24 protein-coding genes are annotated in these 21,566 nt (G+C 75.1%); 18 read left to right on the top strand and 6 right to left on the bottom strand.

Annotated elements, in window-relative coordinates:
- The first annotated feature begins 157 nt into the window (after nt 1–157).
- The 5 genes from infC (at nt 158) to UXQ13_RS05385 (ending at nt 2,964) form a co-directional block, all read left to right on the top strand.
- Nucleotides 158–817, top strand: a complete 660-nt coding sequence (infC, locus tag UXQ13_RS05365; RefSeq protein WP_336391898.1) for a translation initiation factor IF-3 — start codon at nt 158–160, stop codon at nt 815–817.
- 38 nt (nt 818–855) lie between these two features.
- On the top strand, nt 856–1,050 hold the full coding sequence (rpmI, locus tag UXQ13_RS05370) for a 50S ribosomal protein L35 (protein WP_225231782.1): 195 nt from the start codon (nt 856–858) through the stop codon (nt 1,048–1,050).
- Between the two features lie 41 nt (nt 1,051–1,091).
- The gene (gene rplT / locus UXQ13_RS05375; RefSeq protein ID WP_055757838.1) at nt 1,092–1,481 is read left to right on the top strand and encodes a 50S ribosomal protein L20; all 390 of its coding nucleotides are present in this window, start codon (nt 1,092–1,094) and stop codon (nt 1,479–1,481) included.
- Nucleotides 1,482–1,625: 144 nt separating this feature from the next.
- Nucleotides 1,626–2,417, top strand: a complete 792-nt coding sequence (locus tag UXQ13_RS05380; RefSeq protein ID WP_225231781.1) for a TrmH family RNA methyltransferase — start codon at nt 1,626–1,628, stop codon at nt 2,415–2,417.
- A gap of 82 nt (nt 2,418–2,499) precedes the next feature.
- Nucleotides 2,500–2,964, top strand: a complete 465-nt coding sequence (locus UXQ13_RS05385) for an ATP-binding cassette domain-containing protein (RefSeq protein WP_225231780.1) — start codon at nt 2,500–2,502, stop codon at nt 2,962–2,964.
- A 6-nt stretch (nt 2,965–2,970) separates the two neighbouring features.
- On the opposite strand, the gene UXQ13_RS05390 is transcribed toward UXQ13_RS05385, so the two are convergent.
- From UXQ13_RS05390 to UXQ13_RS05405, 4 genes are read right to left on the bottom strand one after another with little or no spacing between them, the layout of a single operon-like run.
- Nucleotides 2,971–4,167 (bottom strand): MFS transporter, encoded by a 1,197-nt coding sequence (locus tag UXQ13_RS05390; RefSeq protein WP_336391892.1) that lies wholly within the window; start codon nt 4,165–4,167, stop codon nt 2,971–2,973.
- A complete protein-coding gene (locus UXQ13_RS05395; protein ID WP_336391893.1) occupies nt 4,164–4,730 on the bottom strand; it encodes a TetR/AcrR family transcriptional regulator in 567 nt (188 codons plus the stop codon). The genes UXQ13_RS05390 and UXQ13_RS05395 overlap by 4 nt, the downstream gene beginning before the upstream one ends.
- Nucleotides 4,727–5,296, bottom strand: coding sequence for a sugar O-acetyltransferase (locus tag UXQ13_RS05400; protein ID WP_336391894.1), 570 nt, complete (start codon nt 5,294–5,296; stop codon nt 4,727–4,729). The genes UXQ13_RS05395 and UXQ13_RS05400 overlap by 4 nt, the downstream gene beginning before the upstream one ends.
- Nucleotides 5,297–5,305: 9 nt before the next feature.
- Nucleotides 5,306–5,512, bottom strand: coding sequence for a hypothetical protein (locus UXQ13_RS05405; protein WP_336391895.1), 207 nt, complete (start codon nt 5,510–5,512; stop codon nt 5,306–5,308).
- Between the two features lie 61 nt (nt 5,513–5,573).
- On the opposite strand from UXQ13_RS05405, the gene UXQ13_RS05410 reads away from it, so the two are divergent.
- Genes UXQ13_RS05410 through UXQ13_RS05425 form a run of 4 tightly spaced genes read left to right on the top strand, consistent with a single transcriptional unit; the run spans nt 5,574 to nt 10,538 of the window.
- The gene (locus UXQ13_RS05410) at nt 5,574–6,212 is read left to right on the top strand and encodes a TetR family transcriptional regulator (RefSeq protein WP_225231775.1); all 639 of its coding nucleotides are present in this window, start codon (nt 5,574–5,576) and stop codon (nt 6,210–6,212) included.
- A 39-nt stretch (nt 6,213–6,251) separates the two neighbouring features.
- Nucleotides 6,252–7,319: a phenylalanine--tRNA ligase subunit alpha gene (gene pheS / locus UXQ13_RS05415; protein ID WP_225231774.1), complete on the top strand. Its 1,068-nt coding sequence runs from the start codon at nt 6,252–6,254 to the stop codon at nt 7,317–7,319.
- Entirely contained in the window at nt 7,316–9,763 is a 2,448-nt protein-coding gene (gene pheT / locus UXQ13_RS05420; protein ID WP_225231773.1) for a phenylalanine--tRNA ligase subunit beta, read from the top strand. The genes pheS and pheT overlap by 4 nt, the downstream gene beginning before the upstream one ends.
- Entirely contained in the window at nt 9,756–10,538 is a 783-nt protein-coding gene (locus tag UXQ13_RS05425; protein WP_225231772.1) for an SDR family NAD(P)-dependent oxidoreductase, read from the top strand. Before pheT ends, UXQ13_RS05425 begins: the two co-directional genes overlap by 8 nt.
- Nucleotides 10,539–10,547: 9 nt before the next feature.
- On the opposite strand, the gene UXQ13_RS05430 is transcribed toward UXQ13_RS05425, so the two are convergent.
- Nucleotides 10,548–11,444, bottom strand: coding sequence for a diacylglycerol/lipid kinase family protein (locus UXQ13_RS05430; protein ID WP_225231771.1), 897 nt, complete (start codon nt 11,442–11,444; stop codon nt 10,548–10,550).
- Nucleotides 11,445–11,538: 94 nt separating this feature from the next.
- Nucleotides 11,539–12,012 carry a nucleoside deaminase gene (locus tag UXQ13_RS05435; protein WP_225231770.1) on the bottom strand — a complete coding sequence of 158 codons (474 nt, stop codon included), beginning with the start codon at nt 12,010–12,012 and terminating at the stop codon, nt 11,539–11,541.
- Nucleotides 12,013–12,095: 83 nt separating this feature from the next.
- Here UXQ13_RS05435 and argC point away from each other — a divergent pair, with 83 nt between their 5' ends.
- The 9 genes from argC to tyrS are packed head-to-tail and all read left to right on the top strand — an operon-like array spanning nt 12,096 to nt 21,306.
- On the top strand, nt 12,096–13,136 hold the full coding sequence (gene argC, locus UXQ13_RS05440) for an N-acetyl-gamma-glutamyl-phosphate reductase (RefSeq protein WP_225231769.1): 1,041 nt from the start codon (nt 12,096–12,098) through the stop codon (nt 13,134–13,136).
- On the top strand, nt 13,133–14,284 hold the full coding sequence (argJ, locus tag UXQ13_RS05445; protein ID WP_225231768.1) for a bifunctional glutamate N-acetyltransferase/amino-acid acetyltransferase ArgJ: 1,152 nt from the start codon (nt 13,133–13,135) through the stop codon (nt 14,282–14,284). Before argC ends, argJ begins: the two co-directional genes overlap by 4 nt.
- Complete coding sequence (gene argB, locus UXQ13_RS05450) at nt 14,281–15,279, top strand: acetylglutamate kinase (protein ID WP_225231767.1); 999 nt, start codon at nt 14,281–14,283, stop codon at nt 15,277–15,279. The genes argJ and argB overlap by 4 nt, the downstream gene beginning before the upstream one ends.
- A complete protein-coding gene (locus tag UXQ13_RS05455; protein ID WP_225231766.1) occupies nt 15,276–16,457 on the top strand; it encodes an acetylornithine transaminase in 1,182 nt (393 codons plus the stop codon). Before argB ends, UXQ13_RS05455 begins: the two co-directional genes overlap by 4 nt.
- On the top strand, nt 16,454–17,389 hold the full coding sequence (gene argF, locus UXQ13_RS05460) for an ornithine carbamoyltransferase (protein ID WP_225231765.1): 936 nt from the start codon (nt 16,454–16,456) through the stop codon (nt 17,387–17,389). The genes UXQ13_RS05455 and argF overlap by 4 nt, the downstream gene beginning before the upstream one ends.
- Nucleotides 17,386–17,901 carry an arginine repressor gene (locus UXQ13_RS05465; protein ID WP_225231764.1) on the top strand — a complete coding sequence of 172 codons (516 nt, stop codon included), beginning with the start codon at nt 17,386–17,388 and terminating at the stop codon, nt 17,899–17,901. Before argF ends, UXQ13_RS05465 begins: the two co-directional genes overlap by 4 nt.
- Nucleotides 17,898–19,340 (top strand): argininosuccinate lyase, encoded by a 1,443-nt coding sequence (gene argH / locus UXQ13_RS05470; protein WP_336391896.1) that lies wholly within the window; start codon nt 17,898–17,900, stop codon nt 19,338–19,340. The genes UXQ13_RS05465 and argH overlap by 4 nt, the downstream gene beginning before the upstream one ends.
- Nucleotides 19,341–19,348: 8 nt before the next feature.
- Nucleotides 19,349–20,005 (top strand): DNA-3-methyladenine glycosylase, encoded by a 657-nt coding sequence (locus tag UXQ13_RS05475; RefSeq protein ID WP_225231762.1) that lies wholly within the window; start codon nt 19,349–19,351, stop codon nt 20,003–20,005.
- A complete protein-coding gene (tyrS, locus tag UXQ13_RS05480) occupies nt 20,002–21,306 on the top strand; it encodes a tyrosine--tRNA ligase (RefSeq protein ID WP_225231761.1) in 1,305 nt (434 codons plus the stop codon). Before UXQ13_RS05475 ends, tyrS begins: the two co-directional genes overlap by 4 nt.
- The last annotated feature ends 260 nt before the right edge of the window (nt 21,307–21,566 follow it).

The following is a 21,566-nucleotide window of genomic DNA, read 5'->3' on the forward strand; positions in this document are numbered from 1 at the left end:
ACCTGGCGCCGTCACAGGCACCCAGGTCACCTGAAGTGCGGGGCCGGTCCGCCGGCTCCTGGCCCTCCCCGCTCACGCGGGTCGAGGGCCCTTCTTCGGGTCGGGACGCTGACTCCTCGTCGCAGAATGCAGAGGAGAGGCCATCACCGAGCCACGCATCAACGACCGCATCCGCGTCCCCGAGGTCCGCCTCGTGGGACCCGAGGGCGAGCAGGTCGGCATCGTCTCGATCGGCGAGGCGCTGCGCCTGGCGCAGGACTCCGAGCTCGACCTGGTCGAGGTCGCTCCCATGGCGCGCCCGCCCGTCGTGAAGCTCATGGACTACGGGAAGTTCAAGTACGAGGCCGCGCAGAAGGAGCGCGAGGCCCGTCGCAACCAGACGCAGACCGTCATCAAGGAGATGCGTCTGCGGCTGAAGATCGACCCGCACGACTACGAGACCAAGAAGGGCCACGTCGTCCGCTTCCTCAAGGGCGGCGACAAGGTCAAGATCACGGTGATGTTCCGCGGTCGCGAGCAGTCCCGCCCCGAGATGGGCTACCGGCTGCTGCAGCGCCTGGCGGGCGACGTCACCGACCTCGGCATCGTGGAGTCCAACCCCAAGCAGGACGGCCGCAACATGGTCATGGTCATCGCGCCGCACCGGAACCAGGCGGCGCAGCAGGCCCAGATCGTGGAGCGGAAGAAGGCCAAGGCGGCCGAGAACGCCGGCGAGGAGTCCGCACCCGCGGTCGACGCCCCGTACGAGAAGCCGCTGGCCCCGCAGGCACCGCCCAAGCCCGCACCCCCCGGGCCTGAAGAGGCCGACCAGGCCTGAGCCGGCCCGACCCAGACCGCACGAGTGAGGACCAGGACATGCCGAAGAACAAGACCCACCAGGGCACGGCCAAGCGCATCCGCGTGACCGGCACCGGGAAGCTCGTCCGCGAGCACACGAACAACCAGCACAAGTTCGAGGTGAAGTCCTCCTCGCGCAAGCGTCGCGTGAAGGGCACCGAGGTGCTGTCCCCGGCCGACGCCCCCCGGATGAAGAAGCTGCTCGGTCTCTGACCGGCGCCCCTCTCTCCCCCTAGACAGACAGGAGCTCTCACGTGGCACGCGTGAAGCGGGCGGTCAACGCCCAGAAGAAGCGCCGGACGACCCTCGAGGCCGCCAGCGGCTACCGGGGTCAGCGGTCCCGGCTGTACCGCAAGGCCAAGGAGCAGCTGCTCCACTCGGCGACCTACGCCTACCGCGACCGCAAGGTCCGCAAGGGTGACTTCCGCAAGCTGTGGATCACCCGGATCAACGCCGCGGCGCGGCAGAACGACATGACGTACAACCGCTTCATGCAGGGCCTGAAGCTGGCCGGGATCGAGCTGGACCGCAAGGTGCTGGCCGAGCTCGCCGTCAACGAGCCCGCGGCCTTCGCCGCGCTCGTGGAGACCGCGCGCGCCGCGGTCGCCGCCGCCCCGAACCAGACCGGCGTCGCAGCCGCCTGAGGAAGGACCCCCTGCCCCCCACCACGAGCAAGCTCGCGGCGGGTCCCTGCAGGGGGCCGTTCCAGCACCTCACCACGACGCCGCCGGCGCCGGGCACCTGCCCGGTACCGGCGGCGTCGTCGTCTGCCCGTCGGAAGGAAGCCGTTGACCGAGCCGCTGACCGCGCGGAACTCCCGGGTCGCCGCCGCCCGCAAGCTCACCCGCCGGGCCGGCCGGGACGCCGCGGGCCTGTTCCTCGCCGAGGGCCGGCAGGCGGTGGTCGAGGCGCTGGAGGCCGGGGCGGCCGTCGAGGTGTTCGCCACCGTGGCCGCCGCCGCCCAGCACGAGGCGCTGCTCGCGGCCGCCGGGGTCCCCGTGCGGCTGGTCACCGTCGAGGCCGCGGCCGGGTTGAGCGAGACCGCCACCCCGCAGGGCCTGGTCGCCGTGTGCCCGCTGCGCGACGTCCCGGCGTCCTCGCTGGTGACCGCCCCGCCGCAGCTGGCGGTCGCCCTGGCCGAGCTCAACGACCCCGGCAACGCCGGCACCGTGCTGCGGACCGCCGATGCGTGCGGCGCCGGCACCGTGGTCTTCGGCGCGGGGTCGGCGGACCCGTTCCAGGGCAAGGCGGTCCGCTCCAGCGCCGGCAGCCTGTTCCACCTCGACGTCGTCCGCAGCGCCCCGCTCGTGCCGCTGGTCGCCGACGTCCGGGCCGCCGGCGTCACCGTGCTGGCCGCGGCCGGCGACGGCGAGGTCGGCCTGGACCGGGCCGGGGACGACGGCCTGCTCGCCGGTCCGGTGCTGTGGCTGTTCGGCAACGAGGCCCGCGGGCTGGACGACGAGCTGGCCGGCCTCGCCGACCACCGGGTGCGGGTGCCCATGCGCGGCCGCGCGGAGTCGCTCAACCTCGCCGTCGCCGCCGGCATCTGCCTCTACGCCACCCAGCTCGCCCAGGGCTGATCCCACGTCGACAGATGTGCAGTCGTCGATGCGAAGACCTCGCAGTTGGGGTCGGGCTTGCCCCTGGTCCGAGGAGCTGCGAGTGCTGCGCGTGCACGACCTGTCCGTCGCCCTGCCCGGACGGCGGCTGGTGGACGGCGTCGGCTCCGACCTGGCCGTCGGCGAGCGGGTCGGCGTCGTCGGCTCCTCCGGCGCCGGGAAGTCGCAGCTGGTCGCCGCCCTGCTCGGGCTCACCCCGCCCGGCCTGCGGGTCACCCGGCATCGTGCGCATCGCCGACACCGAGGTCGTCGGCGCCGGCCCCGCGACCTGGCGTCCGCTGCGCTGGGCCGCGACGTGCTCGCCCGGTTCGGCCACGGCGCGTTGGTCTCGGCCGGGCTGTCGTTCCTCGGCCTGGGCGCCGGCGCGGAGTCACCGGAGTGGGGCCGGGCGCTGGCCGAGACGACCGGCTACCTGGAGCGGGCGCCCTGGGTGGTCGCCGCCCCGGCGCTGGGCCTGGTCCTGCTCGGCGTCGTCGCCGCGCTGGCCGACCCGGCACCGGAGCGGTGACCCGGCTCAGCCGACCCGGGTCCGCAGCGCGCGGCCCAGCACGAGCACCAGGACCCCGGCCACCACCACGGTCAGCAGGCCCACCCGCAGGCCCACGCCGTCGGCGATCAGCCCGATCAGCGGCGGGGACACCAGGAAGCCGATCCGCAGCAGCAGGTTGACCACGGTCAGCCCGACCCCGGCGCCCAGCCCGGGCAGCTCGTCGGCCGCCGCGTAGACCGCCGGCACCAGGGTGGCCACGCCCAGCCCGGCCAGCGCGTACCCGACCAGCGTCGTCGGCACGGTGGGCGCGGCCAGCATCAGCGCGAACCCGGCCGCGATGACCGCGCCGCCCACCCGGGCCACCCGGCGCTGGCCGAACCGGTCGACCACCCGGTCCCCGGTCAGCCGGCCGGCGGTCATCGCCACCTGGAAGGCCACGAAGCCCAGCCCGGCGGTGACCACGGTCGCGCCCAGGTCGTCGCGCAGCCAGATCGCGCTCCACGACGCCGCGGAGTCCTCGATGAAGGCCCCCATCGCGGCGAGCACGCCCAGCACCGCCAGGGCGCCGACCGCCGCCCGCCGGTGGCTGCGGGCGCCGTCCGCCGGGGCCGGCGCCGTCGTGGCGTCGTCCTCGGGGGTGTCCCGGCCGGGCAGCATCCAGGCCCGGACGGCGAGGGCGACCACGCCGAACACCGCGGCCGTCACCCACAGGTGCACCTCCAGGGACACCCCCAGCCCGGCGACCGCCGAGCCCAGGAGCCCGCCGGCCACCGCGCCCAGGCTCCACAGCCCGTGCAGCGCGTTGAGGATCGACCGGCCGTAGCCGCGCTGGACGCGCAGGCCGTGGGCGTTCTGGGCGACGTCGACGATGGTGTCCAACGCGCCGACCAGCAGCAGCGCGCCGGCCAGCACCGCCCAGTTGGGGGCCGAGGCGGCGATGGCCACGCCCACGCCGAGCCCGGTCAGCCCGAGCGAGGCGACCGGGCCGGAGCCCAGCCGGGCGATCAGCACCGCGGCGGCCGGGCCCATGACCAGGGCCCCCAGCGGGGCGGCGGCCAGCGCGGTGCCCAGCGCCGCGTTGGACAGGCCGAGCTCGTCGCGCAGCTCGGGGAGCCGGGGCACCAGGTTGGCGTAGAAGACGGCGTTGAGCGCGAAGCAGGTGGCCACGGCGACCCGCGCGCGGCGCAGCTGCCGGGTCGGCGGGGGAGCGGTGGCGGTCACGGGGTGACCTCCAGGACGCGGGCGAGCACGGTGCGGGTCTCCTCGCGGGTGGGTGGGGAGGTGGTGAGGATGGCGTGCATGGTCAGGCCCTCCATGACGCCGTCCAGGGCGCGGGCGAGGTCGGGCTCCAGCACGCGCTGCAGGGTGTCCCGGCTGCTCTGCATCCAGGCCTCGGTGATCTCGCGCAGCGCGGGGTCGCGCATGGCGGCCAGGTAGAGCTCGTAGGCGATCGCCCACTGCCGGGACGTCGCCAGGTGGCCGCCCAGCACGAAGTCCGTGGCGGCGTCCAGCATCGAGGCCCGGTCGGTGACGCCGGCGAAGTGCGCGGCGAAGACCTCGGCCATGCCGTGCGCGTGCCGGGTGAAGGCCTCGCGGACCAGCCCGTCCAGACCGGTGAAGTGGTAGCTCACCGAGCCCAGCGGGACGTCGGCCGCGGTGGCGATCCGTCGCGCGGTCAGCCCGGCGAGGCCGTGCTCGGCGATCACGTCGATGGTGACGTCGACCAGCCGGTCCCGGCGGTCCGGGTCGTGCCGGCGGGCCGCCGTCGTCCGGGCAGTCGTCACGGGGTGATGTCGCGGACCACCCGGGCCGGGTTGCCGACGACCACCACCCCCGGCGGCACGTCGCGGGTGACCACCGAGCCGGCGCCGACGACGCTGTCCCGGCCGATGGTGACCCCCGGCAGGACGACGACGCCGCCGCCCAGCCAGACGTTGTCCTCCAGGGTGATCGGGGCCGACCCCTCCCAGCCGTCGCGCCGCGGGCCGGGCTCGACCGGGTGCGTGGCGGTGAGCAGCTGCACGCCCGGCCCGATCTGGACGGCGTCGCCGATGGTGATCGGCCCGACGTCCAGGGCGACCAGGCCCCAGTTGACGAAGGTGCCGGCGCCCACCGTGGTCCGGTAGCCGTAGTCGCAGTGGAAGGGCGCCCGGATGGTGCTGCCCTCGCCGAACGCCCCGAGCAGGTCGGTGAGCAGCGCGCGGCGGGCCTCGGCGTCGGCCGGGCCGAGGGCGTTGTAGCGGTGGGTGAGGGTCTGGGCGCGCAGGTTCTCCCGGCGGAGGTCGGGGTCGTCGGCGATGTAGGCGTCGCCGGCCAGCATGCGGTCGCGCATCGAGCGCTCGTCGGTCACGCCGGGACCCTAGCCCACGATGTGTACGTACGTACAGAACCTCGTCAGGCCTGGCGCTCGCGGGGTCTGCGGTTGGTCCACCGACGTCGCCGTGTGCTGGCCGCCGGCGTAGGGGGTCTCGACGACCTCGGCGGCGGGGGACGACGAGCACGCCGACGCCAGCACGGCCACCAGCACGGTCAGGGCGGCGGCCGGCACTCCGGCGCGAGGGGTCACGCAGCGCAGTCTGACGAACACGTCGTCGGTCCTGGGGAGCAGCCTGGGAGACTCCTGAGCCGTGACACCCTCCGGCCGCTCCGACGGACGCTCCTCGCGGTGGACCGAGCACCGCCGGGTCCGCCGCGTCGAGTTCGTCACCGCCGCCGTGGAGTCGGTGCGCCGGACCGGTCCGGAGCTGGCCGTCGACGACGTGGCCCGCACCGCGGGGGTCAGCAAGACGGTGCTCTACCGGTACTTCACCGACAAGGACGAGCTGGTCGACGCCGTCCTGGAGCAGATCAGCACCGAGATCCTGCTGCCCCGCCTGCTGGGCGAGCTCGCCCTGGACCGGGCCACCGACCAGGAGCGGCTGCGCGCGGTGGTGGCCGCCTTCGTGGCGATCATCGAGGAGGAGCCGGCCCTCTACCGGTTCGCCTACGCGCAGGCCGGCCGGTCCGGCCGCGCCGACCTGGTGGCGCAGACCGAGCGCGAGGTCGCCGAGGCGCTGGCGTGGGTGATGGCCGAGCGGCTGGCGTCCCTGGGCCGCGGGCCCGAGGGCACGCACACCTGGGCCTACGGCGTGGTGGGCATGGTGCAGCTCGCCGCGCACTGGTGGTCCTCGGAGCGCAGCGTCACCTCGGCCGAGCTGGTGGACCAGCTGACCGCCCTCGCGTGGGGCGGCCTGTCGGCCCTGCTGCCCCCGGCCCCGGCCGACTGAGGGACGGCGGCTCGGGGGCGCCAGGCACAATGGCCTCCCGTGTCCGGCGCCAACGATCCATTCGACCCCAAGCAGGTCGCGGCCCTCTCCCCGGAGGCCCTCGACTCGGCGGTGCGCGAGGGCCTGGCCGCCTTCGCCGGCGCCGCCGACCTCGACCAGCTCGCCGCCGTCCGGCCCGCGCACCTGGGTGACCGGGGGCCGGTCCTGCTGGCCCGCCGCGAGCTCGGCGCGCTGCCCCCGGCCGCGCGCAAGGACGCCGGGCAGCGGGTCAACACCGCCCGCCTCGCGCTCACCGAGGCCTACGACGCGCGGCTGGCCGTGCTGTCCGCCGAGCGGGACGAGCGGGTGCTGGCCGAGGAGCGGGTCGACGTCACGCTGCCCGCCGACCGCGCGCCGGTCGGCGCCCGGCACCCGCTGACCACCATCCAGGACCGGATCGCCGACATCTTCGTCGGCATGGGCTACGAGGTCGCCGAGGGCCCGGAGCTGGAGAGCGAGTGGCTGAACTTCGACGCCCTCAACACCGGCCCCGACCACCCGGCCCGCTCCCTGGCCGACACCTTCTTCGTCGCCCCCGAGGGCTCGGGCCTGGTGCTGCGCACGCACACCTCGCCGGTGCAGGCCCGCACCATGCTCGAGCGCACCCCGCCGATCTACGTCGTCGCCCCGGGCCGGGTCTTCCGCACCGACGAGCTCGACGCCACCCACACCCCGGTCTTCCACCAGGTCGAGGGCCTGGCCATCGACCGCGGGCTGACCATGGCGCACCTGCGGGGCACGCTGGAGGCGCTGGCCAAGGCGTTGTTCGGGCCGGAGTCCGAGATCCGCTGGCGGCCGCACTTCTTCCCGTTCACCGAGCCGTCGGCGGAGTTCGACGTCTGGTTCCCCGAGCACCGCGACGGCCCGCAGTGGGTCGAGTGGGGCGGCTGCGGGATGGTCAACCCGCGGGTGCTGGTGGCCTGCGGGATCGACCCCGAGGAGTACGGCGGGTTCGCCTTCGGCATGGGCATCGAGCGGGCCCTGCAGTTCCGGCACGGGGTGTCGGACATGCACGACATCGTCGAGGGCGACGTCCGGTTCACACGAGCGTTCGGAGTCGAGCAGTGAAGGTCCCCGTCAGCTGGTTGTCCGAGCACGTCGACCTGCCCGCGGGCACCGGCGTCGCGGAGCTGGACACCGTCTTCGTGCGGCAGGGCCTCGAGGTCGAGGACGTGCTGCGCGCCCCGGCCACGACCGGCCCGCTGGTCGTCGGCCGGGTGCTGGAGATCGAGGAGCTCACCGGCTTCAAGAAGCCGATCCGCTACTGCCAGGTGGACGTCGGCAACGCGACCCCGCAGGGCATCGTCTGCGGCGCGCGCAACTTCGCCGTCGGCGACCTGGTGGTCGTGGCGCTGCCCGGGGCCGTGCTGCCCGGCGACTTCGCCATCGCCGCCCGCACCACCTACGACCACGTCTCCGACGGCATGATCTGCAGCTCCCGCGAGCTGGGCGTGGGCGAGGACCACGACGGCATCCTGGTGCTGGGCACCGACGGCATCGAGCCGGGCACCCCCGCGGCTGGCGTCGTCGGCCTGGACGACGTGGTCTTCGACCTCGAGGTCACCACCGACCGCGGCTACTGCATGGCCATCCGCGGCATCGCCCGCGAGGTGGCCGGCGCGCTCGGCGCACCCTGGCGCGACCCGGCCGCCGCCACCCCGCCGGCCTGGCCCGGCGAGCCGGCCTGGACCGTCGAGGTCGAGGACCCGCAGCGCTGCGACCGGTTCTCGATGGTCGCGGTCGAGGGCCTGGACCCGACAGCGCCCAGCCCGTGGTGGCTGCGCCGCCGGCTGTCGCGCTGCGGCATCCGCTCGATCTCGCTGGCCGTCGACGTGACCAACTACGTGATGCTCGAGCTCGGCCAGCCGATGCACGCCTTCGACCGCGACGCCCTGCGCGGACCGGTCGTCGTCCGCACCGCCCGCCCCGGCGAGCGGCTGACCACCCTGGACGGCGTCGACCGCGCGCTGGACGCCGACGACCTGCTGATCACCGACGAGTCCGGCCCGATCGGCCTGGCCGGCGTGATGGGCGGGGCCAGCACCGAGATCTCCGGCTCGACCACCGCGGTGCTGCTGGAGGCCGCGCACTGGGAGCCCTCGGGCATCGGTCGCGGGGTGCGCCGGCACAAGCTGCCCAGCGAGGCCGCCAAGCGCTTCGAGCGCGGCACCGACCCCGACGTCACCGTGGTGGCCCTGGCCCGCGCCGCCGAGCTGCTGGCCACGTACGGCGGTGCCCGCGTCGTGGGCGGGGTGGTCGACGTGGACACCCGCGGCCCCCGGCCGGAGATCGCCCTGCGTGCCGACCGGCCGCAGGCCGTGGCCGGCATCCCGATCGGTGCGGACACCGTGATCGACGCGCTGCGCATCGTGGGTTGCTCCGTCGCCCCCGAGGGCGCGGTGCTCACGGTCACCCCGCCGTCCTGGCGCCCGGACCTGACCGACCCGGCCGACCTCGTCGAGGAGGTGGTGCGCGCGGTGGGCTACGACGAGATCCCGGGTGTGCTGCCCACCGTCCCGCCCGGCCGCGGGCTCACCGCCGACCAGCGGCGGCGCCGCTCGGTGGGCCGGGCGCTGGCCGACGCCGGGTACGTCGAGGCGCCGTCCTACCCGTTCGTCGGGGCGAGCGTGCTGGCCACCCTGGGGCTGCCCGCCGAGGGCCTGCACGCGCTGCGCAACCCGCTGTCGGACGAGGAGCCGCTGCTGCGCGGCTCGCTGCTGCCCGGCCTGCTGGCCACGCTGGCCCGCAACCTGGGCCGGGGCCAGCGCGACCTGGCGGTCTTCGAGCTCGGCGCGGTCTTCCTGCCCGGGGACGGCGCAGTCGCCCCGCTGCCCTCGGTCGACCGCCGGCCGGACGGCGAGACCCTCGCCGCGCTGCTGGGCGCCGTCCCGGACCAGCCGTGGCACGTCGGCGTGGCGCTCACCGGGCTGCGCGAGCCCCGCGGGCACTGGGGCCCGGGCCGGGCCGCCGACTGGGCCGACGCCGTGCAGGCCGCCCGCACCGTGGCCGGCGCCGCCGGGGTCGAGCTGACCGTGCGGGCCGGTGACCAGCTGCCCTGGCACCCGGGCCGCTGCGCCCAGCTGCTGGTCGGCGACACCGTCGTGGGCCACGCGGGCGAGCTGCACCCGCGGGTGTGCGCCGCGCTCGAGCTGCCGCCGCGGACCTGCGTGATGGAGCTCGACCTGGCCGCGCTGCCGGCGAAGGCCGTGGCCCAGGGTCCGCACATCTCGGCGTTCCCGCCGGTGCACTCGGACCTCGCGCTGTCGGTGCCGGCGGACGTGCCGGCCGCCGACGTGGAGGCCGCCCTGCGCTCGGGCGCCGGCGAGCTGCTGGAGGACCTCCGGCTGTTCGACGTGTACACCGGCGAGCAGGCCGGCGAGGGGCAGAGGTCGCTCGCCTACGCGCTCACCTTCCGGGCGACGGACCGCACGCTGACCCGGGCGGAGGTCGGCGAGGCCGTGGACGCCGCGCTGCGGGCGGCCGGTGCCGTCGGCGCCGTGCGCCGTGGCTGAGGGGCCGCTGGCCGGGCAGGTCGCGCTGGTCACCGGCGCCTCCACCGGGATCGGGCTGGCGGTGGCCCGCGGGCTCGCCGAGCGCGGTGCCCGGGTGGCCGGGCTGGCCCGCGGCGCCGACCGGTTGGCCGAGGCGCTCGCGGGGTTCGGCGGCCTCGCGGTGCCGGCCGACGTCACCGACCTGGCCGCGGTCTGGGCCGCGGTGCAGCGGGTCACCGACGAGCTGGGGCCGGTCGACCTCCTGGTCAACAACGCCGGGCTGATCGACGCGGCCGAGGTGCCGGTGTGGGAGGCCGACCCGCAGCAGTGGTGGTCGGTGGTGGAGAGCCAGCTGCGCGGGCCGTTCCATCTGGTGCAGGCCGTCGTCCCGGCGATGGTGGCCCGGGGGTCTGGGCGGGTGGTGGACCTGGCCAGCGGCATGTCCACCCGGGCGAACCCGGACTACAGCGCCTACTCCGTCGGCAAGGCCGGCCAGCTGCGGATCACCGAGTCCCTGGCCGCGGCCGGCGTGCTGGCCTTCGACGTCGCGCCGGGCGTGGTGGATACCCCGATGACCCGCTCCATGGCCATGTGGGAGGGCTTCACCGACTGGACGCCGGCCGACGCCGTCGTCGAGCTGGTGGCCGCGATCGCCGCGGGCCGGCTGGACGCCTGGTCGGGCCGGTTCGTGCGGGCCGGCAAGGACGCCGTGGACACCCTCGCCGCGACGACGCCCACCGGCACCCAGCGCCAGGTGCGGCTCACCCCCTACGGAGCGGGCGACCCGGTCGCCTGAGGCCCGCGCTCAGCCGACGGTGCGCAGGGCTCCCGCGGCGATGTCCACGGCGACGTGGGTGTCGGCGTCCAGCTCGACCAGCTCGCCGTCCAGCTGCAGCGGCATCGGGCTGCGGATGGTCAGCTCGTGGTGCGTCTCGTGCGGCTGCGGACCCAGGCCCACGGTGGCCGAGCGCAGCGCGGTGAGCAGCACCCGCAGCTTGCTGTGGTGGGGGAGCAGCACCAGCTCGAACTCGCCGTCGTCCGGGCGCCCGTCGTCGGAGAGGGTGGCCACCTTCGCCATCCGGTCGATGTTGGCGTAGAGCAGGCTGTCCACCTCGATCCGGGAGCCGTCGGCCAGGTCGACGGGGAACGGCCGGAACCGCCGGAACCCGCGGACGACGGCGACGATCTCCCGCCAGGACCCCTTGCCGCCCTCCTCGATGTCCACCGCGACCACCGGCGTGATGCCCAGCCCGATGTAGGAGTGCGCGTACCGGACCACCGGTTCCCCGCCCGCCGGGGTCAGGGTCAGCCGCAGCAGGTCGAACCGGGCCGTCTTCCCGGTGCGCAGCGCGTGGGTGATCGCGGCGTCCAGCGGCCGACGCTTGGTGGCTCGCCGGTGGTCGTTGGCGTTGCCGGCCCCGCGCACCGCGGCCACCGCGTCGGGGTTGCCGGCGTCCATCAGGCCGTTGACGACGTCGTTGTAGCCGCCGTCCCCGCTCACCGACACCACCAGCGGCCGGCCGGCGCGGGCCGCAGCCGCGGCGAGCTCGCGGCCGTGCCCGGCCCGCTCGGTGGGGGCCATCTCCAGCGGGAGGTCGGGGTGCTGCTCGGCCAGGTCGTCGCGCAGCTCGCGGGCCAGGGTCGGGGCGTCACCCGTGCTGTGCGGGTTGAAGACGATCACGATCCGGTCGAACGCGGCCACGGGGACCCTTCCAGGCAGACGATCACGGGCGCGGGGCGTGCGCCCCGCGCCCGTGATCCTCCGGGTCAGCGGACCCCGGCGCCCGACCGGGTGCTCACGCCTCCTCGCCGATGTCCTCCAGCCACAGCGCGGGCCGCTCGGCGAGCATCTGCTGCATCAGTGCCAGGCAGTCGGCGTCGTCGAGCACGTCGACCTGCACGCCGTGCGAGCGCAGCAGCGACTCCGACACCTGGAAGCTGCGGTTCTCCCCGACGACGACCCGCGGGATCTCGTAGAGCAGCGCGGTCCCGGCGCACATCCAGCAGGGCGACAGGGTCGTGTAGAGCGTGCTGCGCCGGTAGACCGACGCCGGCAGTCGGCCGGCCCGCTCGATGCAGTCGGTCTCCCCGTGCCGGATCGCGCTGTCCATCTGCACCCGGCGGTTGCGCCCGACGGCGAGCACATCGCCGTCGACGACGAGGGCGGCGCCGATGGGCACCCCGCCCTCGGCCCACCCGGTGCGTGCCTGCTCCACCGCCAGCGCGAGGAAGCGGCGGTCGGCGTCGGGGTCCGGCGGGGTCGTGGTCACGGGTCCATCCTGGACGAGCAGGGGTGCGCCGGCCCGCACCCCTCGACTGCACGGTCATCCGGCGTAGTGCATACTCATGCATCGTGAGCGCAGAGCGGACGTGGACGGTCGGGGTCACCGGCGCCACCGGGTACGCGGGCGGTGAGGTGTGCCGGCTGCTGGCCGGGCACCCGCAGCTGCAGCTGGCCGGGGTGCACGCGGCATCGAGCGCCGGCCGACGCCTGGGGGAGTCCCAGCCCCACCTGCTGCCCTACGCCGACATGGTCGTGCAGCCCTCCGACCCGGCCGACCTCGCCGGCTACGACGTCGTCGTGCTGGCCCTGCCGCACGGTGCGTCCGGGGCCATCGCCGCCGGTCTCCCCGACGACGTGCTGGTGCTCGACTGCGGCGCGGACCACCGGCTCGCCGACCCCGCCGCCTGGCAGCGGTGGTACGGCAGCGAGCACGCCGGCACCTGGCCCTACGGCCTGCCCGAGCTGCCCGGTCAGCGGGACAAGCTGGCCGGGGCACGGCGGATCGCGGTGCCCGGTTGCTACCCGACCAGCGTCTCGCTGGCCATGGCGCCCGCCCTGGCCGCCGGGCTGGTCGAGCCCGAGGTCGTCGTGGTCGCCGCGTCGGGCACCTCGGGTGCCGGCCGGGCCGCCAAGCCCAACCTGATCGGCTCCGAGGTCATGGGCGCGGCCAGCGCCTACGGCGTCGGCGGGGTCCACCGGCACACCCCGGAGATGATCCAGAACCTGTCGGAGGTCGCCGGTACACCTGTGGGCGTGAGCTTCACCCCCACCCTGGTCCCGATGGCCCGCGGCATCCTGGCCACCTGCTCGGCCAAGGTCCGCCCCGGCGTCGACGCCGCGGCCGCCCGGGCCGCGTACGTCGAGGCCTACGCCGACGAGCCCTTCGTGCACGTGCTGCCCGAGGGCCAGTGGCCGACCACGGCCGCCGTCCTGGGGGCCAACACGGTCGCCCTGCAGGTCACCGTCGACCCCGACGCCGGCCGGCTGGTCGTCGTCGCCGCGGTCGACAACCTGACCAAGGGGACGGCGGGCGGCGCGATCCAGTGCGCCAACATCGCCCTCGGCCTGCCCGAGACCCTCGGCCTGCCCCTCGTGGGGGTCGCACCGTGAGCACCACCGCCCCGCAGGGCTTCCGGGCCGCCGGCGTCGCCGCCGGGCTGAAGTCCTCCGGCGACCCCGACGTGGCCCTCGTCGTCAACGACGGGCCCGACGACGCGGCCGCGGCCGTGTTCACGACCAACCGGTTCCCGGCCGCCCCCGTGCTGTGGTCCCGGCAGGTCCTCGCCGGCGATCGGGTCCGGGCGGTCGTGCTGAACTCCGGCGGCGCCAACGCGTGCACCGGGCCGGGCGGCTTCCAGGACACCCATGCCACCGCCGAGCACGTCGCCTCGACCCTCGGCCTGGGCGCCGGCGAGGTCGCGGTGGCCTCCACCGGGCTGATCGGCGTCCGGCTGCCGATGGACCTGCTCACCGCCGGGGTCACCGACGCGGCCGGCCGGCTGTCCGCCGAGGGCGGCCCGGACGCCGCCCGGGCGATCATGACCACCGACTCGGTGCCCAAGACGACGGTGCAGGCCGGCACCGGCTGGACGGTCGGCGGCATGGCCAAGGGCGCCGGCATGCTGGCGCCCAGCCTGGCCACGATGCTCGTCGTCCTCACCACCGACGCCGTGGTCCCCGCCGAGGTGCTCGAGCCCGCGCTGCGGCACGCCACCGCGCACTCCTTCGAGCGCGTCGACAGCGACGGCTGCCTGTCCACCAACGACACCGTGCTGGTGCTGGCCAACGGAGCCAGCGGGGTGAGCCCGACCGCCGAGGAGCTCGGCGCGGCGCTGGACGCCGCCTGCCTGGACCTGGCGATGCAGCTGCTGGCCGACGCCGAGGGCTCCACCAAGGACATCGCGATCACCGTGCGCGGCGCGGCCACCGTCGCCGACGCGCTGACCGCCGGGCGGGCCTGCGCCCGGAACAACCTGCTCAAGACCGCGCTGTTCGGCAACGACCCCAACTGGGGCCGGGTGCTCGCCGCGATCGGCACCACCGACGCGGCCTTCGAGGCCGACCGGGTCGACGTGACCATCAACGGGGTCACCGTCTGCCGTGGCGGAGCCATCGGCGACGACCGGGACGGCGTGGACCTCACCGGCCGGGCCATCGCCATCGACGTCGATCTGGCCGCCGGCCCCGAGCAGGCCACGATCTGGACCAACGACCTGTCCCTCGCCTACGTGCACGAGAACTCGGCCTACTCCACATGAGCACCCCGCCTGCAGCCCAGGACCCCAGCCCGCCCGACGTCCGGCCCGACGAGGCGCCACCCAAGCGGCGCTACGGCACCAGCCGGGTCATGCGCACCCCGGACCCGGCGGGCGACGCGGCCAAGGTCGCCGTGCTCACCGGCGCGCTGCCGTGGCTCAAGGAGTTCCACGGCAACGTCGTGGTCGTGAAGTACGGCGGGCACGCCATGGTCGACGAGGAGTGCCGGGCCGCCTTCGCCGAGGACATGGTCTTCCTGCGGACCTGCGGCATCTTGCCGGTCGTCGTGCACGGCGGCGGTCCCCAGGTCAGCGCGATGCTGTCCCGGCTGGGCGTGGAGAGCGAGTTCCGCGGCGGGCTGCGGGTCACCACCCCGGAGACCATCGGTGTCGTCCGGATGGTGCTGGTGGGCCAGGTCGGCCCCGAGGTCGTCGGGCTGATCAACTCCCACGGACCGCTGGCGGTCGGCCTGTCCGGCGAGGACGGCCGGCTGTTCACCGCCGAGCGCACCACCGCCACCGTCGGCGGCGAGCAGGTCGACGTCGGCCTGGTCGGCGATGTCGTGGCCGTGGACCCGACGCCGGTGACCGCCCTGCTGGAGACCGGGCACATCCCGGTCGTCGCCACCGTCGCCCCCGACGTCGACGGCCAGCTGCACAACGTCAACGCCGACACCGCCGCGGCCGCACTGGCCGTCGCCCTGGGTGCGGTCAAGCTCGTCGTGCTCACCGACGTCGAGGGCCTGTACTCCGACTGGCCGGACAAGTCCTCGCTGGTCGAGCAGATCGACGCCGCCGAGCTGGAGACGATCCTGCCGACGCTGGACGCCGGGATGATCCCGAAGATGGCCGCGTGCCTGCGAGCCGTGCAGGGCGGTGTGCAGCGCGCGACCGTCGTCGACGGCCGGCTGCCGCACGCCCTGCTGCTGGAGATGTTCACCACCGAGGGCACCGGCACGATGGTCGTGCCCTCACCGACCGAGGGGGAGGCAGCATGACGCACACCGAGGAGCTGGCCCGCCGCTGGTCGGCGGTGATGATGCACAACTACAAGACCCCGCCGGTCGCCCTGGCGCACGGGCGCGGGGCGTCGGTCTGGGACGTCGACGGCCGCGAGTACGTCGACCTGCTCGGTGGCATCGCCACCACGATCCTGGGCCACGCGCACCCCGCCGTCGTCGCCGCGATCACGAACCAGGCCGCGCGGCTCGGCCACGTGTCCAACCTGGCGATGCACGAGGTCGGGGTCACCCTGGCCGAGCGGCTGCTGGAGCTGGCCGGCCGGCCCGGGCGGGTGTTCTTCTGCAACTCCGGCGCCGAGGCCAACGAGGCAGCCTTCAAGATCAGCCGGCTCACCGGCCGGCCCGAGGTGGTCGCCGCGCTGGGCTCGTTCCACGGCCGGACCATGGGCTCGCTGGCGCTCACCGGGCAGCCGGCCAAGGCGCAGGCCTTCGCCCCGCTCCCCGGCGGCGTCCGGCACGTGCCCTACGGCGACCCGGATGCCCTGCAGTTCACCGACGAAACGGCCATGGTTCTGCTCGAGCCGATGCTGGGCGAGGGTGGCGTGCTGCCCGCCCCGGCCGGCTACCTGGCCGCCGCGCAGGCCCAGGCGCACGCGGTCGGCGCGCTGTTCGCCGTCGACGAGGTGCAGACCGGGATGGGCCGGACCGGGCAGTGGTTCGCCCACGCCGCCGACGGCGTCACCCCCGACGTGGTCACCATGGCCAAGTCGCTGGGCGGCGGGCTGCCGCTGGGCGCCACGCTGGCCTTCGGCGACGCCGCGGAACTGCTGGGCGCGGGGTCCCACGGCTCCACCTTCGGCGGCAACCCGATCGCCGCCGCGGCCGCGCTGGCCGTGCTGGACACCATCCGCGACGAGGGCCTGCTCGAGCGGGCCAAGGACCTCGAGCACCGGTTCACCACCGGCATCGAGGGCCTGGGCCACGCCGGGATCAGCGGGGTCCGTGGCCGGGGCGCGCTGCTGGGCGTCGTCCTCACCGCCGACGTCGCCCCCCAGGTCGAGGTGGGCCTGCGCGCGGCCGGGTACCTGACCAACGCCGTCGCCCCCGGCGTCGTCCGGCTGGCGCCGTCGCTGGTGGTCACCGACGAGCAGGTGGACCACTTCGTGGCCGCCCTGCCCCCCGTCCTCGACGCAGCACTGGAGACCGCACCGTGAGCCCCCGGCACTTCACCAAGGACGACGACCTCACCCCGGCCGAGCAGGCCGAGGTGCTGGCCCTGGCCGCGGAGCTGAAGAAGACCCGGCACACCCCGGACGCGCCGACCCCGTTGGCCGGGCCGAAGGCGGTGGCGGTGATCTTCGACAAGCCCTCCACCCGCACCCGGGTGTCCTTCTCGGTGGGGGTCGCCGAGCTCGGCGGCTACCCGCTGGTCATCGACGCCAGGTCCTCCCAGCTGGGCCGGGGCGAGCCGGTGGAGGACACCACCCGCGTGCTCGACCGGCAGGTCGAGGCGATCGTCTGGCGCACCTTCGCCCAGTCGCGGCTGGAGGCCATGGCCGCGGTCAGCCGCGTCCCGGTGGTCAACGCACTCACCGACGACTACCACCCGTGCCAGATCCTGGCCGACCTGCAGACCATCGCCGAGCGGCGGCCGACCCTGGCCGGGCTGACGCTGACCTACCTGGGCGACGGCGCCAACAACATGGCGCACTCCTACGCCCTGGGCGGCGCGACCGCGGGCATGCACGTCCGGATCGGCTCGCCCGAGGAGTACCGCCCGGACGCCGCGATCATGGCCCGGGCCGCCGAGGTCGCCGCCCGGACCGGCGGCTCGGTCACCTGGACCGCCGACCCGGCGGCGGCCGCGGACGGCGCCGACGTGCTGGCCACCGACACCTGGGTCTCCATGGGCCAGGAGGACGAGGTCGACACCCGGATCGCCCCGTTCCTGCCCTACGCCCTGGACGAGGCGGCGCTGGCCCGGGCCGCGTCGGACGCCGTGGTCCTGCACTGCCTGCCGGCCTACCGGGGCAAGGAGATCGCGGCCGAGGTGATCGACGGGCCGCAGAGCGCCGTCTGGGACGAGGCGGAGAACCGGCTGCACGCGCAGAAGGCGCTGCTCACCTGGTTGCTGGCGCAGCGGTGACCGGCGCGCTGACCCGCTCGGCCCGGCACGCCCGGATCGCCGAGCTCATCGCCGGTCAGCCGATCACCTCGCAGACCCAGCTGGCCCGGCTGCTGGGGGAGTCCGGCGTCGAGGTCACCCAGGCGACGCTGTCCCGGGACCTGGAGGAGCTGGGCGCGGTCAAGCTGCGCGGCTCCGACGGCGCACCGGCCTCCTACGTGCTGCCGCCGGAGAACGCGCCGCTGCGCCCGGCGCAGTCCGCCCCCGGGCGGCTGACCCGCATGCTCGGCGAGCTGCTGACCAGCGCCGAGGGGTCGGCCAACCTGGCCGTGCTGCGCACCCCGCCCGGCGCTGCCCAGTTCCTGGCCTCGGCCATGGACAAGACCGGTCTGCCCGACGTCCTGGGCACCATCGCCGGCGACGACACTCTCCTGGTGATCTCCCGCGACCCGCTCGGCGGCGACGCGCTGGCCCGACGCCTGCTGGCCCTCGCCGCCGGCACCCCGATCCCCGACCACGAAGGACACCCGTGAGCACCGCAGACGCCGCATCCGACACCCGGTTGTGGGGAGGCCGCTTCGGCGGCGGGCCGTCGGCCGCGATGGCCGCGCTGTCCAAGTCCACCGACGTCGACTGGCGGCTGGCCCCCTTCGACCTGGCCAGCTCGCGGGCGCACGCCCGGGTGCTGCACCGTGCCGGCCTGCTGGACGCCGACGAGCTCGAGCAGATGGTCGGTGCGCTCACCGAGCTGTCCGCCGAGGTCGCGATGGGCACCTTCACCGCCATCGAGGCCGACGAGGACGTGCACGAGGCCCTCGAGCGCGGGCTGACCGCCAAGCTCGGCACCCTGGGCGGCAAGCTGCGGGCCGGCCGGTCGCGCAACGACCAGGTCGCCACCGACCTGCGGCTGTACCTGCGGCACCACGTCCGGGCCCTCGTCGGCGACGTCGCCGACCTGGAGGAGGCCCTGGTCGGGCTGGCCGAGCGCTACCGCACCGTCGCGGCCCCCGGCATGACCCACCTGCAGCACGCGCAGCCGGTGCTGATCAGCCACCAGCTGCTGGCCCACGCGCACTCCTTCGCCCGCGACGTCGACCGCCTGCTCGACTGGGACCGCCGGACCGCGGTCAGCCCGCTGGGCGCCGGCGCGCTGGCCGGCTCCTCGCTGCGGCTGGACCCCGACGCCGTCGCCGCCGAGCTGGGCTTCGACCGGGCCGCCGACAACTCGATCGACGCGGTCAGCGACCGCGACTTCGCGGCGGAGTTCTGCTTCGCCGCGGCGCTGCTCGGCGTCCACCTGTCCCGGCTGGGGGAGGAGGTCGTGCTCTGGACGTCGACCGAGTTCGGCTGGGCCCGCCTGGACGACGCCTGGGCCACCGGGTCCTCGATCATGCCGCAGAAGAAGAACCCCGACATCGCCGAGCTGGCCCGCGGCAAGGCCGGCCGGTTCGTCGGCAACCTGACCGGGCTGCTGACCATGCTCAAGGGCCTGCCGCTGGCCTACGACCGGGACCTGCAGGAGGACAAGGAGCCGGTCTTCGACGGGGTCGAGCAGCTCGCCCTCCTGCTGCCGGCCGTCACCGGCATGGTCGCCACACTCACCCTGCGCCCGGAGGTGCTCGAGGCCGCGGCCCCGCAGGGCTTCGCGCTGGCCACCGACGTGGCCGAGTGGCTGGTGTCGGCCGGGGTGCCGTTCCGGTCCGCCCACGAGATCAGCGGCGCGATGGTCGCCCGCTGCGAGTCCCTGGGCGTCGAGCTCGACGAGCTCACCGACGACCAGCTGGCCGAGGTCTCCGAGCACCTGACCCCCGACGTCCGCACCGTGCTGTCGGTGCCCGGCGCGCTGGCCGCGCGCAAGGCCCGTGGCGGGACGGCGCCCGAGCGGGTCGCCGAGCAGCTGACCGCGCTCACCGCGCTGGTGGGGGAGCACCGGACCTGGGCCGGCGCCTCACCGGTGGCCCCCGCCCTCTGAGGCACCCCGTGACCGACGTCCAGCGGCCGGGCGAGCTCCTCACCCCCGAGGACCTGCTCGGCCCGCTGGACGTCGTCGCGCCGTCCCTGCTGGGCTGCTGGGTGGTGACCGACCGGCCCGAGGGCACGGTCGCCGTCCGGCTGACCGAGGTGGAGGCGTACTCCGGTGCCGGGGACGACCCGGCGGCGCACTCGCACCGCGGTCCGACGCCGCGGTCAGCGGTGATGTTCGGACCGCCCGGGCACCTGTACGTCTACTTCAGCTACGGCGTGCACTGGTGTGCCAACGTCGTGGTCGGTCCCGAGGGCCAGGGGTCGGCGGTGCTGCTGCGGGCCGGTGAGGTCGTGGTGGGCGAGTCGGTGGCGCGGGCCCGTCGGCCGGCCTCGGCCCGGCCGCGCGACCTGGCCCGGGGACCCGCCCGGTTGACCTCGGCCCTCGCGATCGGGCCCGACGACCGGGACCGGTACCTGCTGACGGCGTCGTCCCCGGTCCGGTTGCACCGGGGCGATGCACCCGCCGCGGTCACCGCCGGCCCCCGGGTCGGCATCACCCAGGCCGCCGACCTGCCGTGGCGGTTCACCGAGACCGGGGCGCCCACGGTGAGCCCGTTCCGCGCAGGGGTGCGGCGCCGGTCCCGGGCCGCCGGGCAGGATGGACCACCGTGACCAGTAGTGCTGACGTCGTCGACGACCTCCACCGCCGCGGGCTCATCGCCCAGAGCACCGACGAGGGCGAGCTGCGCGCGGCGCTCGCCGCCGGTCCGGTCACCTACTACTGCGGGTTCGACCCGACCGCCCGCTCGCTGCACGTCGGCCACCTGATCCAGTTCATGGTGCTGCGGGCCCTGCAGCGCGCCGGCCACCAGCCGATCGTGCTGGTCGGCGGGGCCACCGGGTTGATCGGGGACCCACGTCCCTCGGCCGAGCGGACGCTGAACTCCCCGGAGCTGGTCGCCGAGTGGGTGGAGCGGATCCGGTCGCGGGTCGCCCCGTTCCTCGACCTGCCGGCGGCCGAGCAGGGCCTGTCCGCGCCGATCTACGTCAACAACCTGGAGTGGACGGCGCCGCTGTCGGCCATCGACTTCCTGCGCGAGCTGGGCAAGAACTTCCGGGTGAACCGGATGCTGGCCAAGGAGGCGGTCTCCGCGCGGCTCAACAGCGACGCCGGGATCAGCTACACCGAGTTCAGCTACCAGATCCTGCAGGCCAACGACTTCAAGGAGCTGCACGAGCGGCACGGCTGCACGTTGCAGACCGGGGGGTCCGACCAGTGGGGGAACATCACCGCCGGCACCGACCTGGTCCGCCGCACCCACGGGGTGTCGGTGCACGCCCTCGGCACACCACTGATCACCCGAGCCGACGGCACGAAGATCGGCAAGACGGAAGGGGCGACCGTCTGGCTGGACCCCGAGCTCACCAGCCCCTACGCGTTCTTCCAGTACTGGCTGGGCATCGACGACGTCGACGCGCGGGCCTGGCTGCCGCTGTTCTCCGAGCGGCCCGCCGACGAGGTCGCCGCCCTGGTGCAGGCATCGGTCGACCGGCCCCAGGGCCGGGAGGCCCAGCGAGCCCTGGCCGAGGACCTCACCCGGTTGGTGCACGGGGAGGCGGAGCTGCACCAGGCCGAGGCCGCCGGCCGGGCCCTGTTCGGCCGGGACGACCTCACCGCCCTGGGGGAGTCGACCCTGACGGCGTCGCTCGGCGAGGCCGGTGCCGTCGAGCTGTCCGACGACGACTTGGTCGACGGGGCACTGCCCACGGTGGCCGCCCTGCTGCAGCGCACCGGGTTGGCCACGTCGCTGTCGGACGCCCGGCGGACGGTGAAGGAGGGCGGCGCCTACCTGAACAACGAGCGGGTCACCGACGCGGAGGCCGCGCCCGACCCGGCCGGCCAGCTCGCCGGCGGATGGCTCGTGCTGCGGCGCGGCAAGCGGAACATCGCCGGCGTGCGCCTACCGCGCTGACCCCTGACCTGCGCGGACGCCGTCGGTGAACGGCGTGTGACACGGGTGTGACGGGAGCGTGGCGGGCGTCACCCCAGGAGCCGTTTGACACGGGGGGCCCAGCCACGTAACTTTCTCTCTGCGCCGGGGACGACCGCGAGGCCGGGCCCGAAGCGCCGAGATGGACAATCTGCTGGGAAGCAAAGGCCGCGAGGCTGGAGTTCCTGCGCGTCCGCTCCTTGAGAACTCAACAGCGTGCCGAAAGTCAGTGCCATATGTTT

Origin of the sequence: Klenkia terrae, from assembly GCF_037083865.1 — a bacterium.
Taxonomy (GTDB): Bacteria; Actinomycetota; Actinomycetes; order Mycobacteriales; family Geodermatophilaceae; genus Klenkia; species Klenkia terrae.

Bases quoted from the DNA above. Each gene is read 5' to 3' on its own strand.
- rpmI (WP_225231782.1), top strand. From the start codon at position 856: ATGCCGAAGAACAAGACCCACCAGGGCACGGCCAAGCGCATCCGCGTG.
- argB (WP_225231767.1), top strand. From the start codon at position 14,281: ATGAGCACCCCGCCTGCAGCCCAGGACCCCAGCCCGCCCGACGTCCGG.
- UXQ13_RS05455 (WP_225231766.1), top strand. From the start codon at position 15,276: ATGACGCACACCGAGGAGCTGGCCCGCCGCTGGTCGGCGGTGATGATG.